The sequence below is a fragment of the Alkalispirochaeta americana genome (assembly GCF_900156105.1).
Classification (GTDB): Bacteria; Spirochaetota; Spirochaetia; order DSM-27196; family Alkalispirochaetaceae; genus Alkalispirochaeta; species Alkalispirochaeta americana.
The window spans coordinates 41,233-66,170 of the sequence record NZ_FTMS01000006.1 but is presented as its reverse complement, the minus strand read 5'-3'; the positions used below and the strand labels follow the sequence as shown (position 1 = coordinate 66,170).

Below are 24,938 nucleotides of genomic sequence, written 5' to 3'. Positions count from 1 at the left end.
CGGACACGAAGGAGCAGACTGTGAGCAAAGATAATATGAACGCGAATAGGGAGAGCAAAAAAATAAGGGCCGGATCGGTCCCGGGACTTTCTTCGGGAGGCGCCCTTCCCGGGGTATTGATGCGGGTGTTGGTGCTGGTGTTGATGCTGGGAATCTTTGGAGCGGCGCCGCTCTGGGGCCAGGCAGATCGCCGGGCCGAGGAACGGAGCCGTGTGGATCTGGCGGGGCTTGCCGAGGGGCCGGCGATCATCGGAGGTGGTATCATTCTGGGTGAGCCCTCGGGGTTTACGGCAAAAGTCTGGTTCACCGAGACGGGTTTTGCCGTTGATGCGGCCGTGGCCTGGTCGTTTCAGGAGGATGCCGGTCTGTACCTTCACAGCAACGCCCTCTATCACCTGACAATCATCGAGACGGCGGGAGGGCGGTATCTTTCTCCCTTCGTGGGGGGAGGGCTCTCGTACCGGATCGGTTCTGACCACCGGGTGGAGGTGCGGGTTCCCTTGGGGCTCTCGGTTCTTCCCCTGGAGGAGTTGCCCCTGGAGTTTTTTGCAGAAATAGCCCCCGGAGTGGGAATTGTTCCCGATACCTCTCCCAACTTTGGAGCTGGCATCGGGGTGCGTTATTTCCTTCCCTTTTAGGTATCCCCGGGGGAACTCTCCGGCAGGATAAGGGGGAGTCCCGGAGGGATGGCCAGGTTTTCGTTGTCGGCACACCGTTTTTGTGGTACAACACAACAATGCGTCTATCAGATCTGGAAATTGCCCAGGCCGCCCAGGTGGAGCCTATTGAAACCATCGCGGCCAGGCTTGGACTCGCCTCGGGGGAGTGGCTTCCCTGGGGAAGAAATATTGCCAAGGTTGACCCTGCCGTTGCCCGGGGTGAACGCCACCCCGATTCCCGGTATATCGATGTCACGGCGATCACCCCCACTCCTCTGGGAGAGGGAAAAACCACCACCACCGTGGGGCTCACCCAGGGGCTCGGCGCCATTGGCCGAAAAGGAATGTGCGCCATCCGACAGCCCTCGCAAGGCCCGACCTTCGGAATAAAGGGCGGAGCCGCCGGCGGTGGATACAGCCAGGTCCTCCCCATGGAAGAGTTCAACCTTCACCTCACCGGTGATATCCACGCCATCACGGCTGCTCACAACCTGATCGCTGCGGCAATTGACAACCAGATGTATCACGAATCCCGCTGGTCCGATGCGTTCTTCCAGAAGCGGGGAATAGAAAAAGTTCATATCGATCCCTACGAAATATCCTGGAACCGTGTGGTTGATCTGAACGATCGCTCTCTTCGTTCCGTTGTCACCGGGTTGGGAGCTCTCGCCGATGGCCCTCTTCGCCAGGGCGGGTTCGACATAACCGTTGCCAGCGAGCTTATGGCGGTCCTGGCTCTGGCCAGGGACTTGCGGGATCTCCGGGAGCGTATCGGCCGGATCGTGGTGGCCCTGGATCGCGGGGGGGCACCGGTTACAACGGAGGATCTGGGAGTTGCTGGAGCGGCCACGGTGCTGCTTCGGGATGCTTTGTGGCCCAACCTCCTCCAGACCCTGGAGGGGCAACCAGCCTTTGTCCACGCCGGGCCCTTTGCCAATATTGCCCATGGCAACTCCTCGGTTATGGCCGACAGGATCGCCTTGACCCAGGGTGGATTTCTGGTGACCGAGAGCGGTTTTGGTGCCGATATCGGCATGGAGAAGTTTTTTGATATCAAGTGCCGCGTGAGCGGGCTCATGCCCGATGCGGTCGTGCTGGTTGCCACAATCCGGGCGCTGAAAATGCACGGTGGAGGCCCCGCGGTAACGCCGGGCCGGCCCTTGCCGCAGGAGTACTGCCAGGAAAACCTGGAGCTCCTGCGATCGGGGCTGGATAACCTGCGGGCTCACATCAGGATCGCCGGCCTCTTTGGTGTTCCCCTGGTGGTGGCGGTGAACGCCTTCGATACCGATACCGAGGGGGAGCTGGCTCTGGTTCGCGACGCGGCTCTTCAGGCGGGGGCCGCCGACGCGGTGGTTACCCACCATCATGCCCGGGGTGGTGAAGGTGCCCTGGCCCTGGCCGAGGCCGTGGCCAGGGCTGCCGATGCGCCCCGGACCACCAGTCCCTCTCCTCTCTACGATCTCTCGCTTCCTCTGGAGGAAAAGCTTCGTACCGTGGCAACCCGGGTCTATGGGGCCAGGGACATCGAGCTGAGCCCTCTGGCACGCCGTCAGATTGCCCGATACGAGGAAGAGGGCTACGGCACCATGCCGGTCTGCATCGCCAAGACCCATCTTTCCCTGAGTCACGATCCCGCTTTGAAAAACGCGCCGGAAAACTTTATCTTTCCAGTGCGGGAGTTGCGGCCCAGTGCAGGAGCAGGCTTTGTCTACGCCCTGGCTGGAGATATCCGGACGATGCCGGGCCTGCCCAGTGTCCCCGCTTTCCGCGGGATCGATATCGATGTGGAAACGGGGCGGGTACAGGGATTGTTCTGACCGAAGCAAGGCGCTGGAGGCGCAGGAGGCATCGATGAAACGCGTGTTGGTGGTTGGCGCGGGGTTTGGGGGAATTTCAGCAGCGGCGTTCCTTGCCCGGGATGGCTACGATGTAACGGTTCTCGAGAAGAACAGCTGGGTTGGCGGCCGGGCGCGAGAGTTTTCCCGGGAGGGCTTCCGCTTTGATATGGGGCCCAGCTGGTACTGGATGCCCCAGGAACACGATCGATGGTTTCGGGAAATGGGTCGCTCCCGGGAAGAGTTCTACGAGATTCACCGGGTTGATCCCAGCTATCGGGTCTACTTTGATTCCCCCCTGGGCGAAGAGGGAGAATACTATCTGGATCTCCCGGCGGACCCCCAGGGAGCCCGGGATGTCTTCGAGCGACTCGAGCCGGGAAGCGGAGGCCGTCTGAGCCGGTATCTGGAGGATTGCGCGGCCAAGTATCGCCTGGCCATGGACTCCTTTGTCTTCCGCAACTATTATTCTATCGCCGACTTTCTCCACCCCCGGGTAATTCCCCATTTGCCCCGGTTAAACCTCTTCCAGAGTTACGGCTCCCGGGTTCGCCGCCAGGTGCGCCATGGGGCGCTCCAGAAGATTCTGGAGTTTCCCGTGGTCTTTCTGGGAAGCCGGGCGGGGAAAACCCCGGCGGTGTACACACTCATGAACCACGTTGATTTCTCCCTGGGAACCTGGTATCCCCAGGGAGGGTTTTCCGCTGTGGCCCGGGCGATGCAACAGGTTTGTGAGGATCTGGGCGTACGGTTTCGCCTGGGCCACGAAGTCACGGAGCTCTCCCTGGAGGGCCGGCGTGTCCGGGCGGCCTCGGTTCGAACCCAGGCGGGCGAGACCTATCAGGAGGAGTTCGACCTGGTGGTGGCCAACGCCGATTACCACCATGTGGAGCAACAACTTCTGCCTCCGGAGTACCGGTCGGTCTCTCCCGGACGGTGGGATCGCCTCTCGCTGGCGCCGGCTGTGGTGAACTATTACCTTGCCTTCGATCGTCCCCTGGAGGAGTTTCAGCACCATACCTTTTTCTTTGATGCCCCCTGGGAAGAGCATTTTCATGCGGTCTATGAGAAGCCCCGGTGGATCAAAAAACCGCTCTTCTACCTGCATCTGCCCTCCCGGACCGACAAAACCTGCGCTCCTCCGGGAAAAGAGGCGCTTTTTCTCCTGATACCGGTTGCTGCCGGGCTCGAGGACACGCCGGAACAGCGTCGGATTTACCTGGAACACGCCCTGGACCGGATGGAGGAAAAAACGGGGCGGCCCTTGCGGAAGCACCTGATGTTTCAGGAAAGCATGTCCCTGAAGGAGTTCTCTGCGGATTATCACGCCTTTAAGGGGAACGCCTTCGGATTGGGACAGACCCTCTTTCAGACAGCCTGGTTCAGGTTGAAAAACAGGTCAAAAAAGGTTTCAAATCTTTACTATGCCGGGCAGTACACGCTTCCCGGAACGGGTACAACCATGAGCATGATCAGTGGGGAGGTCACAGCCGCTCGTGTCCAGGCAGGGCGGTGACGGGCTTTTTCGACCCCGGAACTCCTGATCCCGGAGTGGTCTGCATTCCGGAGTGTGTGCGATGATCCGGAGTGTGCGAACAAACAGAGAGGATGCAACAAGGATGAGCTGGTTCGGAAAAATTCTGGGAGGGACCATCGGTCTCGTGATTGGGGGTGGCCCCCTGGGGGCGGTGGCGGGTGCCGCGATCGGACATCACCTTTTTGATAAGCAGCCTCAGGAGGCCGGTGGCTCCCGGCCGGGGAGTTCCCGGCGGGTCTGGTCTCAGGAGGGGGGCTTTCGGACAGGGGGGGCTCCCTGGGGACAACAGACCCAGGGTCACGGAGAGCAGCGCCACCGGGAAGAACGACAGGCTGCGTTTTTTCTGGCTCTCTTCTCGATTCTGGGAAAACTGGCCAAGGCCGACGGCAGAATCACCCGGGAGCAGGGAGAAGCGGCCATCTCTTTTCTGGACAGGATGGGTGTAACGGGGCAACAACGGGCCTTCGCGATCCGGGTCTTCAACGAAGCCAAGAACTCACCCTATTCGGTAGAAGATTTTGCGCGGCAGTTTGCCCAATGCACCCGAAACCAGCCGGATCTGCGGGCCAGTCTGATCGATATGCTTTTTGAGACGGCTCTGGCAAATAAGGAGTTTCATCCCCAGGAGGAAAAGATCATCTCCTCCGTTGCCTCGGTGCTGGGAGTTTCGGCGGCGGAGCTGCGGGCAATTCGGGACAAGCATCTGGGGGGAGCCGATTACGCCTTCTCCGTGCTGGGGCTTACTCCCGAGGCGAGCGACGATGAGTTGCGTCAGACCTATCGGCAACTGGTGCAGGAGTACCACCCTGACCGGATTGTGGCCCAGGGAATGCCCCAGGAGTTTGTGGAGTACGCCTCGGAACGGTTTCAGGAAATACAGGAGGCCTGGAACACCATAAAGCGGGATCGCGGCCTCTAACTTCAGGGGCGATCCCGGAAGCATTCTTATTCCGGGATATCTTCCGTGCCGGCGAGTTGCGCTGCCATCAGTCCCTGGGGGCGGATTTCCAGAGGAACCACGGCCCCTTCGCCGAAGGCCCGTTCCAGGGCATGGCTATACTCGGGCAGGAGATCGTCGGGGATAATTGCCAGCATGGTGCCGGCAAATCCTCCGCCGTGGACGCGGCAAGCCCCGGTGGCCTGGCGTTGTTCCAGATAGGATCGGGTCAGGGCGATTCCCAGACCCAGGGACTGATCCTGCCAGGCTCCACCGGCGGTGATATTCTGCAACAGTCCGGTGCTGGAATCTCCGCTTTCGTTGATGATCCGGAGAAGTTCGGTGGTTTTTCGTGAGTCAGCGGCATCGGCAAAGGCCGAAACGCGGTCCTGCTCGGCAAAAAAGTGGAGCGCCCGAAGAACGGCCCTGTCTCCCGCTTGCGCCCGGAGCGACGAAAGGTGTGCCAGAAGGTCCTTGCGGGAGGTCTCCGAGAGGGTTTCTGCCTCCAGGGCCTTGGCCACGGCTTTCATCTCCCGGGGGATCGAGGCGTAATCATCGGTGAGGTCAGCGTGGGAGCCTCCCGTGTGGACCACCACCAGGGTGTGATTGGTGCGGGAGAAATCAACTTCCATCCGGTGAATCCGAGGTGCCTCGGGATCGATAAAGTCGATGGCGTTCATGCCGCCCAAGGCCGAGGCAAGCTGGTCCATGAGGCCGCTGGGCTTGTTCATGTGGGTATTCTCGGCGTACTTCCCTGCCAGGGCTGCCTCCAGGGGAGATATATTGACTCCCGCCAGAGCGCCGTGGACCCCCGCCAGGGCGACCTCCAGGGCTGCCGATGAACTGAGACCGCTTCCCGGGAGAACCCGGCTCTCCATGCACCCCCAGTAAGGAGGCGCGGGAAGATCCCGCTGGGCCAGCCCCTCGGCCACCCCCAGCATGAGTCGTTCCGTATCGTGGGACATCCTGTCGGGGTGAGCCAGATCCAGGGAGAACTCCTGATCCCACCCGAGCGAGAGGAGGCGCAGGGTGCTTTCCCGGGGCGTCTGGGATGGCCCGGCCACCACCAGTGTGTCCTGGGTGATCGCTGCCGCCACCACGCGGCCGTTGTTATGGTCGGTATGGTTTCCTATTATCTCGGTTCGCCCCGGGGCGCTCACCACCACCGTGGGGTCGTCCCCGTAGGCCTGGCGGTACCGGCGCCGCAGTTCTGTTACGCGCCGGGGGCCGTCGGTTACACGGTTCAGAAAGTCAGAGAGGCTGTGTATCATCTTCATTCCCTTCGGGGTCATTTCCTTCCCCTTCGGGGTCATTTCCATCGGGTTCTGTCCCTCCAGATTGATCCCCCTCGGTTCGTTCGGCGATGATTTCCAGAAGACGGTTTGCCAGTACGCGCGGCCATTCCGGCAGGGATCCGCTGGTGTCTTCCTCATAGGTGGCGAGGATCGCCAGGAAGCGTTGCCGCGCTTCGGTGTAATCCCGTTGCTTGTAGGAAATGAAGGCAATCTCGTACTCGGCTTCCATAATGGCGCCGCGATCCTCGGGGAACCGCTGGGAAAACTCCCGGTAGTAGCGGAGCGCCAGATCCCACTGGTTTCGGTCGGCGGCCTCCTGGGCCCGCTGAAACATCTCCATCCTGCTGAGATCGGGAGGTATCTCTTCGGGGGCACCCTGGCATCCGGCAAGGGCGGAGAGAGAGAGGAGAAGCGAAAGAACACAAACCAGAGCCCGGAGGCTCGTTCCGGAGGGGGAACGCAACTGTGTCATCGGGAAAAAGCTAGCACGTTTGCACAGCTCCTGCAAGCTCGATAGAATCACTCTCCATGATAGCTACAGTTGTGAACGTTGTCGCCGTTATTCTGGGGACGATCCTGGGTCTTCTGGCGGGGAAGGGCCTGGGAGGGCATTTCCGGAGTGTTGTCTTTACCGGTATCGGTGTGGTGACGATTCTTCTGGGGATTCAGATGGCCCTGGAGACGCAGCGCATTCTCTTTCTGGTGATCTCCCTGGTTGCAGGGGGGCTGGCGGGAACGGCTCTGGAGATCGAAGACCGGATATACCGCTGTGGAGAGATGATCAAGCGGAGACTCCCCCGCCACACCGGGTCCGACCATTCCTTTGCCGAGGGGTTCCTGGTCGCCACGGTTTTGTTCTGCGTGGGAGCGCTGGCGATCATCGGGGCCTTTCAGGCAGGGGTGGAGCAACGGTACGCCCTGCTTCTGACAAAATCTGTTATGGACGGAGCCATGGCGGTACTCCTTACCGCAGCCTACGGACTGGGGGTGGGTTTCTCGGCCATTCCGATTCTGCTCTATCAGGGAGGGTTGACCCTGGCGGCGGGATTCCTTGCTCCTCTGGTGACCCCCCTGATGCTCAGTGAGATCAGTGGCGTGGGCGGTGCCATCGTGGTGATGATCGGGTTGAATCTTCTGGAGTTGAGAAAAATCAAGACAGCCGACTTCCTGCCGGCCCTCGTTATTGTGTTGCTTCTGGTGGCTGCCGACCCCTGGATCGGCAGGTTTATTCTCTAGATTTCCTGGCCTGCGGGGCCGGTGTTTTACCTCCGGATCGCCTCATGCCTGGTACACATCGAGCCCGGAACGCCCGGTGCGTTCCAGGCTCGATGGGGGGGCAGGAATCAGCTGTTCCAGGCGATGAGTCCCGGGACATAGGGGTGTACCAGATCGGGGTGGTTGGGCATCACCCTGATCGCGTAGCCCTGGCGTCCTGCCAGCTTGCAGCGGACCTTCCCGTGATAGGTGTGGAGCGGCCCATCGGAATCCTTTTGTTTCATGGAGACCGCCTCGGGCGATTCCAGCTCTCCCTGGGAGTTGACCCGACCCGTGTAAAGCTGGACATCCACCTGGTCGGGGGCAATTTCTCCCAGGTGAACCGAGCATGATACGGAGAACGAATCACCAACCTTCAGGCTCCGGCTGTTTTCATCGTGGAGCGCGCTGACAGAAATTCCCTCCCATTGAGACTGGAGGGTCTGCAGATAGGCCGCAACCTCCCGGGGCTGGTTGAAATCATCGCGTTTCATCTTGTCGTAGTTTTTGAGCGCGGGGAGATAGAATTTTTCCGCATATTCCAGGAGCATCCGGCTTGTGGAAAATTGGCCTCCCAGCTGCCGCATGGATTCCTTCATGCGCCGAATCCACTCCCGGGGAAGGCCGTCCAGACTCCGCTCGTAGTAGGTAGGAATAATTTCCCGCTCCAGCAGGTCGTAGAGAAGCTTGCTTTCGATCTCGTCCTGGAGCTCCTCGTCGGCGTATTCCTCACCCGCCCCGATGGCGTAGCCCAGTTCGGTGTTGTACCCTTCGTCCCACCAGCCGTCGAGGACCGAGAAGTTCTGCACTCCGTTGATGGCCGCCTTCATGCCGCTGGTTCCGCTTGCCTCCAGAGGCCGCCGGGGGGTATTGAGCCAGATATCACTGCCTGTAACCAGATGTTTGGCGATCTCCAGATCAAAGTTCTCCAGAAAGACGATCTTGCTGCGGATCTCGGGATCGCTGGCATAGTGGACGATATCCTTGATCAGGTTTTTCCCCGGGATATCATGGGGATGGGCTTTCCCTGCAAAGATCAGCTGCACCGGGCGGTCCGGGTTGGTCAGGAGTTTTCGCAACCGCTCGGGATCGCGAAAGAGCAGGGTTGCCCGCTTGTAGGTTGCAAAGCGGCGGGCAAAGCTGATGGTAAGGGTATAGGGAGAGAGCACCTCTTCGGCAAAGGCCTGCTGAACCTGGCTGGCCCCCCGCCGCAGAAGCTGCTGCCGCAGACGCTTTCGCGCAAACGAGACCAGCTTGTTCTTCCTGATCTCGTGGGTCCGCCAGAGCTCCTCGTCGGAGATTCGATCCATTCGCTTCCATATTTCCAGGTGCGTGGGGTCATCGTCGAAACGAGGGCCGAAGTAGCGGTCCAGGAGCTCTTTCATCTCGGGGCTGAGAAAGCTCCGGGTATGAATGCCGTTGGTAACGTGGCCGATGGGAATCTCTTCCCGGGGGAGAGTCTCCCAGATCTGCTGCCACATCTGGCGTGAAACCTCGCCGTGGAGCTTGCTTACCCCGTTGTTATAGGCGCTCAGGCGGATCGCCAGGACGGTCATGCAGAAGGGCTCCTGGGTATCGGCGGGGTTTTCCCTGCCCAGGGCGATAAACTCCTCCCAGGAGAAGCCCGTGCCGTCGGTGATGGCGTGAAAGTACTTGTGCATCATATCGATGCCGAAGCGCTCGTTTCCGGCAGGCACGGGAGTATGGGTGGTAAAGATATTGGTGGGCCAGAGCGCTTGCATCGCCTCGTGACGGGTCATTCCCTGGTGGTGTACGTACTCACGGATTCGTTCAAGACCAAGGAAAGCCGAGTGGCCCTCGTTCATATGGGTTACGGCAGGGTTGATTCCCAGGGCTCGAAGCGCCCGGATTCCGCCGATTCCCAGGAGTATTTCTTGTTTGATCCGCATCTCCCGGTCCCCTCCGTAGAGCGATGCCGTGATCCGCCGATCCTCGGGAGTGTTCTGCTCCACGTTGGCATCGAGGAGGTAGAGGCTGGTCCTGCCGATCCGGGCTTCCCAGACGCAGGCCGTGACAAGGGATGCGGGAAACTGAACGGTGATCGTTACATCGGTGCCGTCCTTGTGGGTCACTTTCCGGACAGGCATATTGTACCAGTCGTTCTCGGGGTAGCTTTCCTGCTGGAACCCGTCGGCGTTGAGGTACTGCTGAAAGTAGCCTTGCTGATAGAGAAGGCCCACCCCGACCAGGGGAAGCCCCAGATCGCTGGCGCTCTTCATGTGATCCCCCGAGAGGATTCCCAGTCCTCCCGAATAGATGGGGAGGCTCACATCAAGACCATACTCCATGGAAAAATAGGCGATGGTGTTTTTGCGGGAGCCCCGATACCAGGTATCCTTTCCGGATTTATACCGGCGAAAGCGATCCACCACGGTCCGCAGGGCTGCCAGGTAGGAATCGTCCCGGGAGAGAGCTTCGTAACGCTCCTGGCTTACCAGCCCCAGCATCCGCACAGGATTCTGGCCGCTTTTTACCCAAGCGTCGAAATCAAGCCTGATGAAAAGGTTGAGCGCGTCGTGGTTCCAGCTGAGCCACAGATCGTGGGCGATCTCTTCCAGGGGTTTGAGATCCTTGGGGATCTGGGGGCTCACGGTAAATTCTTGGTATTTCATACCAACAAACGGTATGGATGTGGCCCCGTTATGTCAACTGATTTTCTCGGGATGTTCGTCAACAATAGGCAGAAGAACGGCCCCTGCACCTGTTATATCCAGGGCGTTGATCTCCTGGACGGCCCGGTTCATGGCCTGCCGGGTGCAGGTGTGGGTTGTGATTACTACCGGAATGAGCTCCTGCCCCCGGGCCTGTTCGTTCTGGTGCAGGCTGGCAATGCTGATCTGCTCCCTGGCCAGGATGGTGCTGATTGCCGCCAGCACTCCCGGTTTGTCCACGGCCATGATGCGCAGGTAGAACCTGAGTTCTTCGCTTCCTGCGGGAAGTTGGCGGGTCTCGCCGTTTCGGTCGGGCCAAAAGCCGGTGTGGCCAAAGAGGGCAGGGGTGATACCCAGGGCAAGGCCCAGAATATCGGAGATTACCGCGCTGGCCGTGGGGTCTCCTCCGGCTCCCCGGCCGTAGAAGAGGGTATGGCCCACGGCGTGGCCGTAGATGCTCACGGCGTTAAAGGGGCCTTCCACCCAGGCCAGGGGGTGCTCCCGGGAAATGAACGCAGGGCCCACCCACATGGCAACGCCCAGGGGGGTGCGGTGCGCCACGGCGAGAAGCTTCACCACGTACCCCAGATCCCTGCCGGCGAGCACGTCCTGTTCATCGAGATTGTCGATCCCCGACACGGGTATATCGGTGAACTCCGGGGAGATTCCAAAGGCCAGGGAACTCATGATGGCGATCTTGTGAGCCGTGTCTCCGCCCTGGACGTCCAGGCTGGGATCTGCCTCGGCCAGGCCGATCTGCTGGGCCTGGTCCAGGGAATCGGCGTAGGAACTGCCTTTGTGGATCATTTCGCTGAGAATATAATTGCTTGTTCCGTTGAGAATTCCGTAGATTGCGTCGATCTCGTTGGCCAGGAGCCCGTCCGTTATGGCCCGGATAACGGGGATGCCCCCGGCGCAGCTGGCCTCAAAGCCGATGGTAAGGCCCTTTTCCCGGGCTTTGGCAAAGAGTTCCCGGCCATGGAGCGCCAGGAGTGCCTTGTTTGCCGTGACCACATGTTTTCCTGCATCCAGGGCGCGGGATATCAGGGTTCGGGGAAACTCCACTCCTCCTGCCAGTTCGATAATCACATCCAGGGTGGGATCGGCCAGGACCTCGTCCAGGTCGGAGCGAAAGATATCTTCCGGGATCCCCAGGCTGCGGGCATGATCAAACGATTTGTCCACCAGGGCAACAAGCTCAACCTCCACGCCGCTGCGGCGCAGGAGCAGCTCCTTATCCTGAAGAAGGATGCGGGCCGTTGCCCCTCCCACAGTTCCACATCCCACAAGGGCAGCCCGGATACGCTTTCTGGCACTCATGGGGCGCATGGTACGGACTGTTCCTGTCGTTGTCAACGAGGAGGGTCCCTGCTATGCTTCGCGATACCTATGGTGCAATCAATTGGAATTACCCTGGTCTCGGCTGATGTTGCACGGAAGATCGCCGGGACGGATCCCCGATTTGATCTCTTTGATCGTCCTCCAGGCGAACTTTCTCCCGGTGATGCATCGGCGGGGAAGGACTCAGCCGGAGCGGTGGCAGGGATACGTCCCCTGGTGATCGCTCTCTTGCCCGACTCCCTCGAAGCAGGGCGGCCTCGGGAAGATCTGGCGGGTTTCTTTCGCAACGGGAACTCCCGCAGGGAAGAGCCGGATCAGGCAGACCGGGAGATACCCGATGTGGAGACTCCGCTTTGTCTGGTCTGGGGGCACTGTCTTCTGGAGAGACTCTCCGGGGACGATCTCCTCCCGGCGGTGCTGGTGGATATGGAGAAGGGTGACTCCTCGCTGTTGCGCACGGCCCTGGCCCAGGAAGCCCGGGCCGGCCGCTACAGCTGGCGCGAGATGGACCGGATTTACCAGGCAGCCCGCGAGATCGGCGCCGACGATCCCGATGATCTGGTGAGCCCCTCCCGGCCCGTGGGGCCCTTGATAGTGCGGTATCGGGCTTTGCCGGAACGTCTGCAGGAAGCTCTGGAGAGGGACCTTCTGGATATGCGGACGGCTGAACGGGTCTCGGGACTTCCCGGGGAGCTCCTGCGGTCCGTGCTGGAACTGGCAGAGCCTCTCTCGTTCAGCCGTCGTCGCCAGTTCCTCACAGCGGCGGACGACCTCTGCCGGGGAGGGAAGAAGGCCTCCCTCGAGGAGATTCTCCGAGCGTTCTCCCGGGAAAACGCTGGCAGTGGGGGCCGGGCCGAGGAGGCCTTTCGGGAGCTTCTGAACTGCCGCTATCCCCGGTTGCGCCGCCTCGAGGGGGCTGTCCAGGCGGTTCAGCAGGGCCTCTTGCGGGGAAGCGGTGTCCGGCTGGAGCCACCTCCCCGTTTTGAGGGATCGCGCTACCGGATATCTTTCGAAGTGGGGTCGGTAGACGAATTGCGGCGCCGCCTGGGAGCGGTGCAGAAGATGGAGCATGAACTGGATGAATTGCTGGAACTACTATTCCAAGACCCTCTCGACGATTCTCTGGCACCCTGATCTCCCCGATGTTGAGGGATCTGCCCTGCGGCAGAGGGTGGAGCAGCGCATTGCCCGGCAGAATTTGCCTGTCGCCTCACGCTCCTGGGATGAAGTGGCCGGGAGTTCCCGGGATTCCCTGCCTCCCGAAGTGGCTTGCGCCGAGACCGTGGTGGTGCGTCCCGGAGGCCCCGCAGATTTTGGCCCCTGTCCGGGCACCCAGGGGCACCGGTGCTGCAATTATCTCACCCTGAACACCTATGTCGGCTGTACCCTGGGATGCACCTATTGCATCATGCAGAGCTATCTTCGCAACAGAACTCTCGAGGTCCTTCTGCCCCACCAGACCCAGCTTGAGCGGATTCGCCGCCTTGCCCGGGAGCGGCCAGGCGCGACGGTGCGTGTGGGGACCGGTGAGGTGGGTGACAGTCTCCTCTATGATCCCCTCTTTGACATATCCCGCCAGTTTGTAGAGGCCTTTGCAGATATTCCCAATCTCCGGTTCGAGCTGAAGACCAAGACCGATTACGTGGAGCATCTGCCCGAGGTTCCTCGGGGATCGTCCCTGGTGGTGGGGTTTTCCCTGAACCCGCCCGGCGTGGTGACTCGGGAAGAGGGGTGGGCAGCGACCCTGAACGAACGGCTCGCCGCCGCCCGGTGCGCCCTGGAGAAGGGATATCGCCTAGCGTTCCATTTTGATCCGATAATATATCATTCCGGGTGGCGCGAAGCTTACGGTGAGGTGGTGAAGCTTCTCGGAGAGTTTTCAGCGGCTCCTGTGGAGTGGGTGAGTCTGGGAACGCTCCGGTATCCCTTGTCCTTGCGCAGCGCGATAGAAGAACGGCCCTACGCTCTGGAGGAGTTCGTCCAATGCCGCGACGGAAAGATGCGCTATCTCCAGCCGTTGCGTGCCGGAATCTACCGGTTCATGCGGGATCAGCTTCGCCAGGCCCTTCCTGCAGCACCGGTGTATCTCTGTATGGAGAGCTCCTCTGTCTGGCGCGATTTTCTCCGGGAGCGGAGCGCTCCGGATCGGTCCGCCTCCCTGAAGCCGATCATGCGGCCTCTCGAGGGGTTCGAGCGGGGGTGCGGGATAACGTGGTAGACCTTGCAATGGAGGCGTTCATGGCAGAAGGAAAGGTGACATTACGAAGGTTGTTCCGGCCCGGTTCCTTCGTACGAAGGCCCTTCGCGGGGATTCTCCTGGTGTGGTGCCTCTTTGCAGGAGCTGGAGGCGTTCCTGTCGGACTGGGGGCGGAGGAAGCCCCTCCACCCTTTCGGGCGCCGCGAGTTCCTGCCCGTCAGGAGACGCTGGACCTCTTTGTTCGGGAGCTCCAGGGGGGGAGCCTTCGGGGCGAGACGGTGCGGGTGGTTCGCTACGGCCAGGCGGGGACGCTCGTGCGGCCGGGAGTTCTGGAACTGCCCCGGCAGGGACGAGCCTTTTCGCTTCAGCCCTACGATCTGGTGGCCCCCGTGGGACGGACCCTGGAAATCCGTCGTCTGCCGGGCTATCAGGGGCTTCTCGAGGCATCTCCAGCGTCGATGGTGATCGTGGTTTCGGAAACCCGCTTCGAGTTGCTTCATGGAAGGGTCCGGTGGATCGACGATCAGGGACAGGAGCTCCTGCTCTCCCTGGGAGAGACTCTCCTCTCGGGTCGGGGTGAGGTGGAGGTGGAGCGCAATGCTTCCGGGGGCGACAGTCTCCGCATCAAGGTACTGCGAGGGCGGTTTGAGCTCCAGCGGGGAGCGGAACTCCTGGCGGTTCTGGGAAGTGGTCAGGAGCGATCCCTTGATTTGAGGGAAGACGGGGTTGGTACCGCAGGAGAGGATCGCTTTACCCGGGCCCGGGAGAATCTGGAGCAGCTTCTGGAGGAATCTGTCCTGAGGGTGTACTCCGGGCCTTTGACGGGTGATGCTCTGAACACTCTCTGGAAGGCTGTTCTTGCTTTTGGGCCCCTCTACGCCCACGCCGAGGCCCAGGGGGTGGCGGAGATTCCTCATCCCGATGAAGCGCTGCGTTCCCTCGGTGAGGCCCTGCGGCTTTTAAAGGCCTTTTCTTTCAGGCCCGCTCGGTAAGCGCGGGCCTGGAGGTTCAGAAGAAGGTAGCCTTGGACTGATCGTCTTTTTTCTTCTTGATCCGTTCCAGGTAGGCTGTCTCTTCCCGTTCCACAGGCTTGATCATGTGTCCCTTGTAGCGTTTCAGCAGTACCCGCGATGTCCGGGCAAAAAACAGGACTTTTCTCGCTTCGTAGCCGCCCACATCTTTGCTGACAACGGGAATCTTCTCGGTTTCAAGAAAATCCAGGGCAAACTTTATGTTGCTTTCAGGGATTCGCCCGCTACTGGTATTGTGAAGGACATGGCCCCCACCGAAGACCTTGGCCACCAGGTTTTCCCGCCGTGATCCCTTTTTGATGAGATCGTTGATGATGAGCTCCATGGCGAACATACCGTAGCGGCCCGATGACTCCCGGTAGTAGTCAGAGCTGTGGAGTTCGCCGGGAAGCATGAAGTGGTTCATCCCGCCCTGCATTTTTACAGGGTCGTAGAATGCCACGGCGATGCAACTGCCGAGAATCGTAGCGATTATGATGTCTTCGCCGGTGGAGTAATACTCTCCCGGGTGGATTGTCGAGGTGGTGTACCCAAAGCGTTGATCAAAGTGAGTGTACATCGTCTTTTTTCACATCGTGCCAAATACCATTGCTAAATAAAAACCGGCAAAATAAAAACCGGATATCACTATAATACTGCAAAAAGCCGGCAGTTGTGTACTGTGTGATACCGGTGGCCCACGGTTGCGTGGCCCCTTTCCGCTTTTTTAAAAAAGGGTCACATCGCCTGAGGCAACACCATCTTCCACGGTGAACCCGGCGAGCTCCCCGGCTTGTTGCTTGTGGGTGAAGATGGTGAACCGTTCGATGATCTCCCGCAATCGGGTGTCCTCAATGGTCCAGTCCTCCAGGTTCTCCTCTTTCAGGACTTCCTGATAGCGGGTCTCGATGGTGTGCCTCATGGCCGCCAGTTGCTCCTTGAGACGCCGAATTTCGCTGCTGGTGTTTTGCAGCTTTTTTCCGTTCTCTTTGCTTTGCCTGAAAACAGCAAAAAATCGCTCTGTGAAGAGGGAGAATCCGCTGATAATCTTGTTGACCTGTTCCCGGCTTGCCTCAAGATGGCGATAGTGATCTTTCATGTCCTGCTGGAAGGTATCGGCAAAACGGGCCTCCTCCTGGTAGAGGGTGCGGTAATTGTCCATGACCGTGGCTGTGGACTCGATAAACTCCTGGGTGACGGTCAGTGAGCTTTCTACGTCGTTGCCGATTTTTTGCGTGAGTTTTGTCATGTGCTCCGTGCTTGTGCCCATGGCGCGGAGGACGCTCTGTTTTGCCACCTCAATCCGGGCTGCAATGTCTATGCTGCGGAAGCGGTTCACCAGGGTATGGAAGGTGCGGAAGGTATTCTGCAGCTCCTCCACATTGCCGGTGATCATCTCGGACTGGGAGAGCAGGTGGGCTTTTCGGCGGAGATTGGTGTTGAGATCGCTCACCAGCTCTTCAAGGATCCCCGAGATCTCTGTCATGAGAGCATCGAAGGAGATCTCCTCCTTGTTGGGAAGAACTACCGTTCCTCTCACGAACTCTTTCCGTTCCCGGTCCAGCTCTTCCAGGCGCTCTTCTGCATCCACCGTGAGGGTCATGAAGGTGCCCAGGCTTTCATCAATCTGGCGGGCCACATCCTCGATCAGGGATTCTGCCAAAGGAGGAATCTGCCTGAGGAAAGCCAGTTCATCGAGAAGTTCCGAGCGGCCCTCAAGGGTTTCCTCGGGCTTGATTACTTCCAGGGCCATGATGATGTGGTCGATTGATTGCCGAATCAAATCCTGAAGCTGAATCGCTTCCATCATTCGGTTGATCGGTTGCTTCAGATCCCGTGATTTATCCCGTAACTCCTGGGACCCTGTGATGAGGCTCTCCACGGCGCGTTCAAAATCTTCAAAGCTTTGGGTCATGCGGGTCTGGAAGGAGACAAAGAACGACTCCTGGGCAGACCGGGTCTCCTCCAGTTCATTCTCAAACCCCGAAAAGCTGCTGATGAGATCCTTACCAGCCTTGGAGACGGTATCGCTCAGGGCGATTGTCTTGTTGGAGAGACGCTTGAGCTCCTCTGTAATGTAGCTGAAGGCTCGTCCGGCGTTCCCTGCCTTGAGGGCCACTGTCATGGCGTTGAGGGAGACGATTTCCATGTCTTCGCTATCGAGTTTGATCTGATCGATCGATGAGGAAATGGTTTCCAGACTGGTCACAGCCGATCGCAGCTGATCGAAGAGCGCTGTCTCCCGCTCTGAAAGGGCCTGGAATCGGGATTCCCAGTCCCGGACCGCCCGGTTCGTCTCGGCCAGAAGGGTGCTGGATCCGGAACTCCCCGGTGCGGTGGCCCCTTGAGTATCGGCCATGGTCCGAATTGCGTCATCGGAGCGGGTCAGGCTTTGCTGCATCTCCTGAACCAGGGCGGGCAGGGCGCGGGAGAGTTCCAGAAAGACCTTCTCCGTGTCTTTCTCGATTGATTTCAGCGATTGAACGAGAGTTTCTGTCTGATCGTAGGGCAGGGCTGTCATAAGTACATCCATGATATGCCAGGAACCCGGTTCTAGGCAATCAAAAAAACCGGCCTGCCCTGGCGGGCACGACCGGTTTGGTGGGGGAAGGAATCCCGCCACGGCTCAGCCGCTGCGGGAGGGCCCTTTTACTGCTGAAAAGGATCGATGTCGATGTTGAGAGCTTCCTCGGTCTCGATATCGAAGACCACGACCTTCTCCATGTTGGGGGTGAGCTTTATGGAATCGCCCACCTGAACCATATGTGAGGGCGGAACACGCACCACCAGCTGGTTGCTGCCGGTGTTCACATAGATGTGGATCTCCGCTCCCAGGGGCTCAACCACCTCGACAGAAGCGCTTATGGTTGTGTTTTCGGGGGCATCGTCGGCAGCATAGACCATGTCTTCGGGACGGATGCCGAAGATGATCTCCTTGCCGACCTTGTCCTTGGAAACCTGGGCCACTTTGCCGGTGAGTTCGATCTTGAAGTTGCCCTCGTCACCGTAGAGCTTGCCGTTTTCCTCGGTCACTTTCATGGTGAGGAAGTTCATGGCGGGAGAGCCGATGAAGCCGGCAACGAAGCGGTTGGTGGGATAGTTGTAGAGGGTCAGGGGATCTCCGATCTGCATGATCACCCCGTCTTTCATCACGACGATCTTGTCTCCCATGGTCATGGCCTCAACCTGATCGTGGGTAACGTAGATCATTGTTGCGTTGAGCCGGGTGTGAAGGCTGGAGATCTCTGCCCGCATCTGAACGCGGAGCTTTGCATCCAGGTTGGAGAGGGGCTCGTCGAAGAGGAACACCTTGGGATGACGCACGATGGCGCGACCCACAGCAACGCGCTGGCGCTGGCCTCCCGAGAGTTGCTTGGGCTTGCGGTCCAGAAGAGCCTCGATATCCAGGATACGGGCAGCCTCGTTGACCCGGGCCTGAATGTCTGCCTTGTCGAACTTCCGGATTTTCAGACCAAAGGCCATGTTGTCGTGGACGGTCATGTGGGGATAGAGGGCATAGTTCTGGAAAACCATGGCGATATCCCGGTCTTTTGGGGGAGTGTCGTTGACCCGTTTCTCGTCAATGGTGAGATCGCCCGAGCTGATGTCCTCAAGCCCTGCCACCATACGGAGGGTTGTGGTCTTTCCGCACCCCGAGGGACCAACCAGAACCACAAACTCCCGATCCTTGATATGGATGTTTGCGTCTTTTACTGCATGAAACCCGTTGTCGTACACCTTGTTGATGTTTTTCAAATCTACCGTTGCCATAGGGCACCTCCAAAATATTTTATCGGGTGTCAGTGTAGGCTGAGATTGTTGAACTGTCAAATCCTAGTGGTCGTCGGGGCGAAAAAAACCGGCGATCAATCGCCCCGCTGGTCGTACCAGCGCAGCAAGAGATTGCCCAGGCGTTCGCCTGGCGTGGTTTCGGTGATGGAATCCTGCTCCAGATCCGCTTCGCGCAGCAGGAAGGGAAGTACCACCGCCTCCCGTGCTTCGTCCCAGTAGCGGGGTCTGGCGCCGGGGAAATGGAGTGTTTCCGGCTCGGGAATTCTTCCCGCCAGCTGAGGGTAGATGGTCCGGGTCATCCAGACGTTCACCTCGGGCAGGATAGAGAAGCCGCCAAAAAAGCCGAAGGTATCAATGCGCTGATCAATCTTGTAATCGATAAGGCGCGTCTGGGTCTCTTCCGATGTAATCCACTGGAGGAACTTCCTGGCCCTGGATTCCCGGGCGGTTCTTGCGGGAATGCCGGCGTAAACCAGGTTCTCCAGAACAGGAATGGAGCCGTCCTCACGGCGGAGCCATCGAAAATCCCAGGAATCGCTGGCGAAAAAGCTCCAGTCGAACAGTTCATCTGCGGGAAGATACACAGCGAGCACCCGGTTGTTCTCAAGCTGACGGTACCAGGGTTCGTAGAGGTACCGGGTGCGGTAGTCCTGCTCCTCCCGGGCCGAGCCGTTCCACTGCTCCTGGCGCTCCCGGATTGCGGAAAAGGCCCTGTCGAAGGGTTCGGCCTGCCACCGGGGGCCGCCGGAAGGGTGAGGCTCCGGTACCATGCCTTCGATGCGGGCCATCTCGTAGAGAAATCGGGGGTTCGAAGTGGGGGCGAACTTCAGGGGGGGCGCCTGGCGTGCCATCTCCGGTTGCGGCCCCAGGGCTGTTCCTATTTCTTCGGGTGTAACTGCAAAGGGCCGGGTTATCTGCGCGCGGGAGTTCTTGAAGACGATTGCTCCCAGGCTGAAGGCCAGAGGCGTCCAGGGAGACTCGTCTTTCCGGGATATCATCACCGCCCGGGTGGGCGGGTTGTTTACCCACTGGCCGATCACCACATCGGCGTCGACACGTTGCTGGGTGAGCGCCTCGGTGAGATTCTCCACGTAGCGAAACCGGAGGGGCTCGCCGGTTTCGTGGCGGTAAAGTTCTGCCAGCAGGGCCGCATCGGTGTGATTGCTCCAGAGGGTAAGGGGCTCTGCAGGTTTTCCGCACCCTCCCAAAAGGATTATCAGAAGAATGACCAGAGGGATGATCGGAGGAATGGTTGCCGTCAGCCCTGGCGTAACCAGCCCCGCCGTCAGGAAGCGCCCCCGGCAGGTGGCAGTCCGGCCGGTTTTCTGGAGACGGGGCCTTGTCATGCCTCGATGGATTCCTGCAGGAAGTTTGTGTGCGGGCCTGGCTGTTCTCCCAGCGCTTCCGCCACGGAAAAGATCGTCTCGTAGAGTTCCGGCAGATCTTCCTGGTCGATGCCTGCAAAGGCTACACGAAGGTAGCTTTGACCCACCGATATTACGCCCACGCCCGCATCAAGGAGGGCCAGACGGAGCTCTTCGGCATTATGAGGGGTGCAGTAGAAACTCATGAAATAGCCGGAGTTGCACGGCAGGGGCTTGAGCATGGGGGCTCGCTGCTGCGCTTCCTGGTTTTCCAGAATCTGGTGAAGTGTTTCGTAGCGGGCTTGAAGGATATCCCGGGCAGTCCGTTTTTGGGCCTGGTAGGTTTCGCTTCTGAGGAGGCGCAGAAGCACGGACTGCGCCGGAGTGCAGGAGTTGCTCACGGTTCCGCGCACCAGGCCGGCCACTTTTTTCTCCAGCGCTTCTGCCTGGTCATCGGTTATTCCCTTGAAGCCGCAGGTGAGAAAGCCAACCCGGAAGCCCCAGGCGAAGTCCTCTTTTGATGCGCCATCGATCTTCACTGCCAGCAGGTTGGGGTGGGCCTGGGCAAACTCTCCGAAGATTGAGTACGGGTAGGCCTCTTTGTCGTAGACGAGCCCGAAGTAGGCATCGTCGGCGATAAGCAGGACCGGTACCGATTCTGCCAGGTTCACCAGAGTTTGTTTTATGAAGGCCACGTCCTCCGGTGAGGGGGTGAACCCTGCGGGGTTGTTGGGGAAATTGAGGAGGACCACCAGCTTGCCGCTTCCTGCGGCGGCGCGGGCTCCGTCGGCGAAGGCTCGCCTGTTAAATCGGTAGTTCTCGTTGAAAAAGGAAAACTCCCGGAGGCGGCACTGACGACGCTCTTCGAAGATAAGGCGGTAGTTGCCCCAGAAGAGGTCGGGGATGAGCACCACATCGCCGGGGTCCACAAAGAGATCGGCCGTGAGGGAGATGCCCGCCGTGAGTCCGGGAACGACCACGGGGGTGGTTGTTTTGACCCCCCGGAGGAGAGGGTTTTTCTCTGCCAGAAGATCCTGCCAGGTCGTGCGGAGATCGGGGATGCCTGCTGTGGGTGAATAGGGAACGGCCTCCCGGGCCGAGAGGGGCTGGGTCAGCTCTCTGAGCAAAGGGAGCGTCATGGGCTCGCCCTTTTCGTAGGCCATGCCCACGGTGGCATCGAAGCGAACGCCCCGTGTGCGGGCCTCGGCACTTTGCGCAACGATCCCCTTGGGGAAGAAGATCCGCTTACCCAGGTCGGAAAAAAGACGCATCACCACCGACCCTTCCAGGCGTGCGTTGAGATCCACAGCAAGACTATTCATAGACGAACTATAAACGATATCATAATTGACGGTAAAGGTCAGTATCGCGTAAGGTTTGCTGGTGGCAAAAGACGGAGTTCAGCGTAAGGGCACAGAAAAACCTCAGGGAGCGGCGGAAAAGGATTCCGGGCCAAATGGGATCCTTGAGCGCATCCTGGGGATATTTCTCGGCTTCGGTGATCCCGAACGGGATCGCAAGCGTGCGTTAAAGGCACTTGGAAAGAGCCTCTCCAAGGATCGTTTCAAGTTTTACAAGCCCCGGGGATCTCAGGTGGAGGCTCCCCTGGCCCGGATGCTCTACGATACCTATCGGGCTGTCTATGCCGTGCGGAAACTGGTGCAACCCTCGGATACTTCGGGCGCGCTGAAGCTCCTTGTTATTGAATCCCGCATGACCGATCACCAGTACGAGCTGAAAGAGCAAATGGAGGAGCGAGCCCTCCGGGAACGGGCAAAAACGCGGGAGGTCAAGGAGCTGGCCGAGGAGGTGCGGGACACCCTGATCGATTTTGTGGGTGCCTTCGATGCCAACCGTGTGAAAGAGATCAACGCGATCTACAACGAGCTGCGAGCCTTTGTGCAGTTCTGCAATTTCGACTACTACTTCACACTTCGCAAGTTCGATTCAGCCATCAGCGAGGATTCCTTCAGCTACAAACCAAAATTCGATTCGATCGATGCCGAATATGTGGTGGATGACTTGCGGGATTTCCAGGAGTTTCTCTATAGCTTGCCCCTGGAAACGGACTGGCAGCGTCTCTTCGATCTGCTCTCCTCCTATCGAGGTGTTGAGGTTGTGGATCGTGACGCCTGGCAGAAGGTGGTTAAAACCCTGCGCCTGGTTTCGGAGTCGCGGATCCTGGAGCGGATTGTCCAGCATTCTGCGGAGGATCCCGATTGGGTGGCCAAGCCGACAGTACACAACACCAGGATCGTCGAGCCCTATCTGAACGAACTCAAGACCAACGTCGAGGGAGTGCTCCAGAAACTGGTAAAGGAGCGCCGAAACAACCGGATCGAGAAGCTGGTTCATCAGGTCTTCGGCACCACCGTGGTGGCCCGCACCAAGAACTACACTGCCAAGGCGAACGTGATCTTCCAGAAGAGCGATGTCGAGGGGTTCCTCCATACCGATTCCCTGAATTATCTTAAAGCCTATCTTCTGGATTACTTCAAGAAGGATATGCGCGAGATCGTGCAGGATCTCCTGATCGTCCGGGGAAAGTGGGTTACCAGCGTCCAGGCCCAGCAGGTTTCCGATGCCTACCACGGAGTTCTGGCTGTATCGGAGCAGATCATCAAGCTTGACGACAGCCTGGCCGATGAAGGCGAGCTGGGTCAGCGCCTTCGCCGTGCTGCCGGACGGGTGGTAGAACGGGACCCGGGCACCCAGAAGCAGCTCAAGGAGCTGGTGAAAACGATCAATCAGGAGGCGGAACGGCTGGTTACCGAGGCGGCCCAGAATCTGATCGTTATCGGAAAAAACCTGAAAGCTCTGGTAGACGATGTGGAGCGGAAAGAGCCCTCGATGATTATCAACTGGAAGGAGCTGGACGCGGCCATCGAGGAGGACCTGCGCGAGCAGATGTCTGCTCTCTACCGCCAGCTCTATTACCTGGTGCAGTTGCTGCAGGTCTATACTGCAAAATCCTGAGCGCCCGGAGCATAGGCCGGTCAGGAGTTCATCAGTTCAGAAGTTTATCAGTTCAGAAGTTTATCAGGGAGGAGGGATCTTCCCTGACCGGGCCTGTTTCTGCTCCAGTGCGATCAGGTGTTGTTTTGCGCGGCGCCCCTGTTGGGCCGGAATGGTCCGGGTTGCATAGTTTCCGGTGCCTCCTGCGGCGGGCACTACCCGGTGGCAGGGGACGATAACCGCGATGGGGTTGCGGCCCACGGCGTTTCCCACGGCCCGGGCCGCATCGCGACGGCCGATTTTTCGTGCCAGCTCCCCGTAGGTGATAGTGCTTCCATAGGATAGTTTCTGCATGGCCTGCCACACGGCGTGCTGGAACTCCGTTCCCTCCATATGCAGGGCCAGGGAGAACTGGTCCCGCTTCCCCGAGAAGTATTGCTCCAGTTGGTACTCCACTTCACCGCAGGCATACTTGTTGTCCTCCCAGGAGCCCTGGGGCAGGAGCTCCCGGAAATCCCGGTAACTTGCACGGTGGACAACACCTTGCCGATCTACAGCAAGAAAGAGATCTCCCGCCGGAGATCGGTACCGATGGGTATACCAGTTTATTCCACGAGGTACCATGGCGGAAATCGTATCACTGGTGGGGATCAAGGACAACCGGGTCGGGCTGCGCCTCCGCTTCTGCGTCTGGCGCAGGAGGGAGTATCCGGGTTCGCAACGTTTCGATACCCCGTCCCGTGAGGGCCGAGACCTGGAGGACCTCATCGTCCCGGTTGAGGAAGGGCTGGAGGAGGAGTTCTGCCTGCTCCATATCGGGACAGGTGTCGACTTTGTTCAGTACGATGATTCGGGGCAGGAGATGGGCTCCCAGTTTCTGCAGGATATCCTGGGTGGTTTTGATTTGCAGCGGGGCTTCCGGGTCGGCTGCGTCCACCACCAGGAGCAGGAGGTCTGCCTCCAGGGCTTCTTCCAGGGTCGAGTGGAAGGCGTTGATCAGTTCCGGAGGGAGGTTTCTGATAAACCCTACGGTGTCTGTGAGGAGTACCGACTGGTCCGGTCCCGCCGTAAGGCGTCGGGTAACGGGGTCCAGCGTGGCAAAGAGCTGATCGGCACTGCGCACCCGGGCGTTTGCCAGGGCATTCAGCAGGGTTGATTTCCCTGCATTGGTGTACCCCACCAGAGCAACCCGCCGCACTCCCTCGCGGCGTTCCCGCCGTAGTGCCCGCTGACGGCCCACCTTATCCAGGGCTCTGCGGGCGGTGAGGACTCGTTTTTTGAGCTGGCGTCGATCCATTTCGATCTGTTTTTCCCCTTCGCCCCGGGCCAGGCGGCTGCCTCCTCCCTGACGGGACAGGTGCTGCCACATCCCGGCCAGGTGAGACTGGGCGTACTCAGCCCGGGCCAGTTCAACCTGAAGTTGCGCCTCCCTGGTGCGTGCGCGGCGGGCGAAGATTTCCAGGATCACAGCGTGGCGGTCATAGATCTCCCGCTGGGCCCGGCGGCTCCAGTTTCGCATTTGTACCGGCGTGAGAGGCTGGTCAAAGACGATGATCCGGGCTTCCTCGTCGTCGGCGCTAGCGATGATGCGGTCAGCCTGGCCTGTTCCCAGATAGAGCGCCGGTTTGGGGGCTCTCAGGCGGACAAGTTCCCGGCCCACCACCAGGAGGCCTGCCGTTTTGCAGAGGCGTTCCATTTCCTGGAGGCTGGCTTCGGCGCTGGAGCGTTCCTCGGTTGTGAAGGACCCCACCAGGTAGGTCCTGTTCGCCTGCTGCTCGTCTTCGGCGGGAGATATTGATTGTATCATCACTTCTGGTCCTTTTTGCCGGAGGGCTTTTTGTGGTATAGTCTGTGCCGTGGCAAGGTATTCTTCATCTGGACGGGGGGCATCTGGCAGGGAGGCTGATCCTGCTTCATCCTGCGGTACTTCACCCGATCGGGCGCCCAACTGTTTGCGGTGCCGACATTTTTCCGTCACCTGGAACACCCGGTTTCCCCGGGCCTGTCGCCTCTTTGGGGTCCAGACCCGGCGCATGCCCAGCGCGGTGGTGTACGAAAGCACCGGCCGGCATTGCCCGGGGTTTGAG

The 24,938-nt window shown here is 59.5% G+C and carries 20 protein-coding genes; 9 read left to right on the top strand and 11 right to left on the bottom strand.

The features are described from left to right. Positions 1-20 precede the first annotated feature (20 nt). The 4 genes from BW950_RS05745 (at position 21) to BW950_RS05730 (ending at position 4,953) form a co-directional block, all read left to right on the top strand. Positions 21-638, top strand: coding sequence for a hypothetical protein (locus tag BW950_RS05745; RefSeq protein ID WP_076488344.1), 618 nt, complete (start codon positions 21-23; stop codon positions 636-638). 98 nt (positions 639-736) lie between these two features. Beyond that, positions 737-2,479: a formate--tetrahydrofolate ligase gene (locus BW950_RS05740; RefSeq protein ID WP_076488426.1), complete on the top strand. Its 1,743-nt coding sequence runs from the start codon at positions 737-739 to the stop codon at positions 2,477-2,479. A gap of 34 nt (positions 2,480-2,513) precedes the next feature. Then, positions 2,514-4,013, top strand: coding sequence for a phytoene desaturase family protein (locus tag BW950_RS05735; protein ID WP_076488343.1), 1,500 nt, complete (start codon positions 2,514-2,516; stop codon positions 4,011-4,013). Between the two features lie 103 nt (positions 4,014-4,116). Next, complete coding sequence (locus BW950_RS05730) at positions 4,117-4,953, top strand: TerB family tellurite resistance protein (RefSeq protein ID WP_159438733.1); 837 nt, start codon at positions 4,117-4,119, stop codon at positions 4,951-4,953. A gap of 26 nt (positions 4,954-4,979) precedes the next feature. On the opposite strand, the gene BW950_RS05725 is transcribed toward BW950_RS05730, so the two are convergent. Both BW950_RS05725 and BW950_RS15075 read right to left on the bottom strand, forming a co-directional pair. Continuing rightward, entirely contained in the window at positions 4,980-6,248 is a 1,269-nt protein-coding gene (locus BW950_RS05725; RefSeq protein ID WP_159438732.1) for a galactokinase, read from the bottom strand. Further along, on the bottom strand, positions 6,223-6,738 hold the full coding sequence (locus BW950_RS15075) for an outer membrane protein assembly factor BamD (RefSeq protein WP_159438731.1): 516 nt from the start codon (positions 6,736-6,738) through the stop codon (positions 6,223-6,225). The genes BW950_RS05725 and BW950_RS15075 overlap by 26 nt, the downstream gene beginning before the upstream one ends. 56 nt (positions 6,739-6,794) lie before the next feature. Between BW950_RS15075 and BW950_RS05715 the strand changes: the two genes are divergently transcribed. Next, entirely contained in the window at positions 6,795-7,502 is a 708-nt protein-coding gene (locus BW950_RS05715) for a DUF554 domain-containing protein (RefSeq protein WP_076488339.1), read from the top strand. Between the two features lie 107 nt (positions 7,503-7,609). Here the strand turns inward: BW950_RS05715 and glgP are convergent, their stop codons facing one another. Continuing rightward, positions 7,610-10,153 (bottom strand): alpha-glucan family phosphorylase, encoded by a 2,544-nt coding sequence (glgP, locus tag BW950_RS05710; protein ID WP_076488338.1) that lies wholly within the window; start codon positions 10,151-10,153, stop codon positions 7,610-7,612. A 33-nt stretch (positions 10,154-10,186) separates the two neighbouring features. After that, positions 10,187-11,548 (bottom strand): homoserine dehydrogenase, encoded by a 1,362-nt coding sequence (locus BW950_RS05705; RefSeq protein ID WP_234969032.1) that lies wholly within the window; start codon positions 11,546-11,548, stop codon positions 10,187-10,189. Positions 11,549-11,581: 33 nt separating this feature from the next. Here BW950_RS05705 and BW950_RS05700 point away from each other — a divergent pair, with 33 nt between their 5' ends. The 3 genes from BW950_RS05700 to BW950_RS05690 are packed head-to-tail and all read left to right on the top strand — an operon-like array spanning position 11,582 to position 14,722. Beyond that, a complete protein-coding gene (locus tag BW950_RS05700; protein ID WP_076488336.1) occupies positions 11,582-12,667 on the top strand; it encodes a hypothetical protein in 1,086 nt (361 codons plus the stop codon). Next, entirely contained in the window at positions 12,603-13,751 is a 1,149-nt protein-coding gene (locus tag BW950_RS05695; protein WP_143559137.1) for an SPL family radical SAM protein, read from the top strand. The genes BW950_RS05700 and BW950_RS05695 overlap by 65 nt, the downstream gene beginning before the upstream one ends. Positions 13,752-13,771: 20 nt before the next feature. Continuing rightward, a complete protein-coding gene (locus BW950_RS05690) occupies positions 13,772-14,722 on the top strand; it encodes a hypothetical protein (RefSeq protein WP_076488334.1) in 951 nt (316 codons plus the stop codon). 16 nt (positions 14,723-14,738) lie between these two features. On the opposite strand, the gene BW950_RS05685 is transcribed toward BW950_RS05690, so the two are convergent. The 5 genes from BW950_RS05685 to BW950_RS05665 form a co-directional block, all read right to left on the bottom strand. Continuing rightward, positions 14,739-15,320, bottom strand: a complete 582-nt coding sequence (locus BW950_RS05685; protein WP_076488333.1) for a hypothetical protein — start codon at positions 15,318-15,320, stop codon at positions 14,739-14,741. Positions 15,321-15,467: 147 nt separating this feature from the next. Further along, complete coding sequence (locus tag BW950_RS05680; RefSeq protein ID WP_143559136.1) at positions 15,468-17,273, bottom strand: methyl-accepting chemotaxis protein; 1,806 nt, start codon at positions 17,271-17,273, stop codon at positions 15,468-15,470. A gap of 116 nt (positions 17,274-17,389) precedes the next feature. Next, positions 17,390-18,511, bottom strand: coding sequence for an ABC transporter ATP-binding protein (locus BW950_RS05675; RefSeq protein WP_076488331.1), 1,122 nt, complete (start codon positions 18,509-18,511; stop codon positions 17,390-17,392). 95 nt (positions 18,512-18,606) lie between these two features. Then, positions 18,607-19,878, bottom strand: coding sequence for a hypothetical protein (locus BW950_RS05670; protein ID WP_076488330.1), 1,272 nt, complete (start codon positions 19,876-19,878; stop codon positions 18,607-18,609). Beyond that, positions 19,875-21,218, bottom strand: coding sequence for an aminotransferase class I/II-fold pyridoxal phosphate-dependent enzyme (locus BW950_RS05665; RefSeq protein ID WP_076488329.1), 1,344 nt, complete (start codon positions 21,216-21,218; stop codon positions 19,875-19,877). Before BW950_RS05665 ends, BW950_RS05670 begins: the two co-directional genes overlap by 4 nt. Positions 21,219-21,279: 61 nt before the next feature. On the opposite strand from BW950_RS05665, the gene BW950_RS05660 reads away from it, so the two are divergent. Beyond that, entirely contained in the window at positions 21,280-22,872 is a 1,593-nt protein-coding gene (locus BW950_RS05660) for a DUF5312 family protein (RefSeq protein WP_076488328.1), read from the top strand. Between the two features lie 63 nt (positions 22,873-22,935). Here BW950_RS05660 and BW950_RS05655 read toward each other — a convergent pair whose 3' ends face one another. Both BW950_RS05655 and hflX read right to left on the bottom strand, forming a co-directional pair. Next, positions 22,936-23,475 carry a methylated-DNA--[protein]-cysteine S-methyltransferase gene (locus BW950_RS05655; RefSeq protein WP_076488425.1) on the bottom strand — a complete coding sequence of 180 codons (540 nt, stop codon included), beginning with the start codon at positions 23,473-23,475 and terminating at the stop codon, positions 22,936-22,938. 13 nt (positions 23,476-23,488) lie between these two features. Then, positions 23,489-24,658, bottom strand: a complete 1,170-nt coding sequence (gene hflX, locus BW950_RS05650) for a GTPase HflX (protein WP_076488327.1) — start codon at positions 24,656-24,658, stop codon at positions 23,489-23,491. Positions 24,659-24,938: the final 280 nt, after the last annotated feature.

What these genes read in the sequence shown, in the direction of transcription:
- BW950_RS05740 (WP_076488426.1), top strand. Translation starts at nt 737, where the DNA reads ATGCGTCTATCAGATCTGGAAATTGCCCAGGCCGCCCAGGTGGAGCCT.
- BW950_RS05735 (WP_076488343.1), top strand. Translation starts at nt 2,514, where the DNA reads ATGAAACGCGTGTTGGTGGTTGGCGCGGGGTTTGGGGGAATTTCAGCA.
- BW950_RS05730 (WP_159438733.1), top strand. Translation starts at nt 4,117, where the DNA reads ATGAGCTGGTTCGGAAAAATTCTGGGAGGGACCATCGGTCTCGTGATT.
- BW950_RS05725 (WP_159438732.1), bottom strand. Translation starts at nt 6,248, where the DNA reads ATGAAGATGATACACAGCCTCTCTGACTTTCTGAACCGTGTAACCGAC.
- BW950_RS15075 (WP_159438731.1), bottom strand. Translation starts at nt 6,738, where the DNA reads ATGACACAGTTGCGTTCCCCCTCCGGAACGAGCCTCCGGGCTCTGGTT.
- BW950_RS05715 (WP_076488339.1), top strand. Translation starts at nt 6,795, where the DNA reads ATGATAGCTACAGTTGTGAACGTTGTCGCCGTTATTCTGGGGACGATC.
- glgP (WP_076488338.1), bottom strand. Translation starts at nt 10,153, where the DNA reads ATGAAATACCAAGAATTTACCGTGAGCCCCCAGATCCCCAAGGATCTC.
- BW950_RS05700 (WP_076488336.1), top strand. Translation starts at nt 11,582, where the DNA reads ATGGTGCAATCAATTGGAATTACCCTGGTCTCGGCTGATGTTGCACGG.
- BW950_RS05695 (WP_143559137.1), top strand. Translation starts at nt 12,603, where the DNA reads ATGAACTGGATGAATTGCTGGAACTACTATTCCAAGACCCTCTCGACG.
- BW950_RS05690 (WP_076488334.1), top strand. Translation starts at nt 13,772, where the DNA reads ATGGCAGAAGGAAAGGTGACATTACGAAGGTTGTTCCGGCCCGGTTCC.
- BW950_RS05685 (WP_076488333.1), bottom strand. Translation starts at nt 15,320, where the DNA reads ATGTACACTCACTTTGATCAACGCTTTGGGTACACCACCTCGACAATC.
- BW950_RS05680 (WP_143559136.1), bottom strand. Translation starts at nt 17,273, where the DNA reads ATGGATGTACTTATGACAGCCCTGCCCTACGATCAGACAGAAACTCTC.
- BW950_RS05675 (WP_076488331.1), bottom strand. Translation starts at nt 18,511, where the DNA reads ATGGCAACGGTAGATTTGAAAAACATCAACAAGGTGTACGACAACGGG.
- BW950_RS05670 (WP_076488330.1), bottom strand. Translation starts at nt 19,878, where the DNA reads ATGACAAGGCCCCGTCTCCAGAAAACCGGCCGGACTGCCACCTGCCGG.
- BW950_RS05665 (WP_076488329.1), bottom strand. Translation starts at nt 21,218, where the DNA reads ATGAATAGTCTTGCTGTGGATCTCAACGCACGCCTGGAAGGGTCGGTG.
- BW950_RS05655 (WP_076488425.1), bottom strand. Translation starts at nt 23,475, where the DNA reads ATGGTACCTCGTGGAATAAACTGGTATACCCATCGGTACCGATCTCCG.
- hflX (WP_076488327.1), bottom strand. Translation starts at nt 24,658, where the DNA reads ATGATACAATCAATATCTCCCGCCGAAGACGAGCAGCAGGCGAACAGG.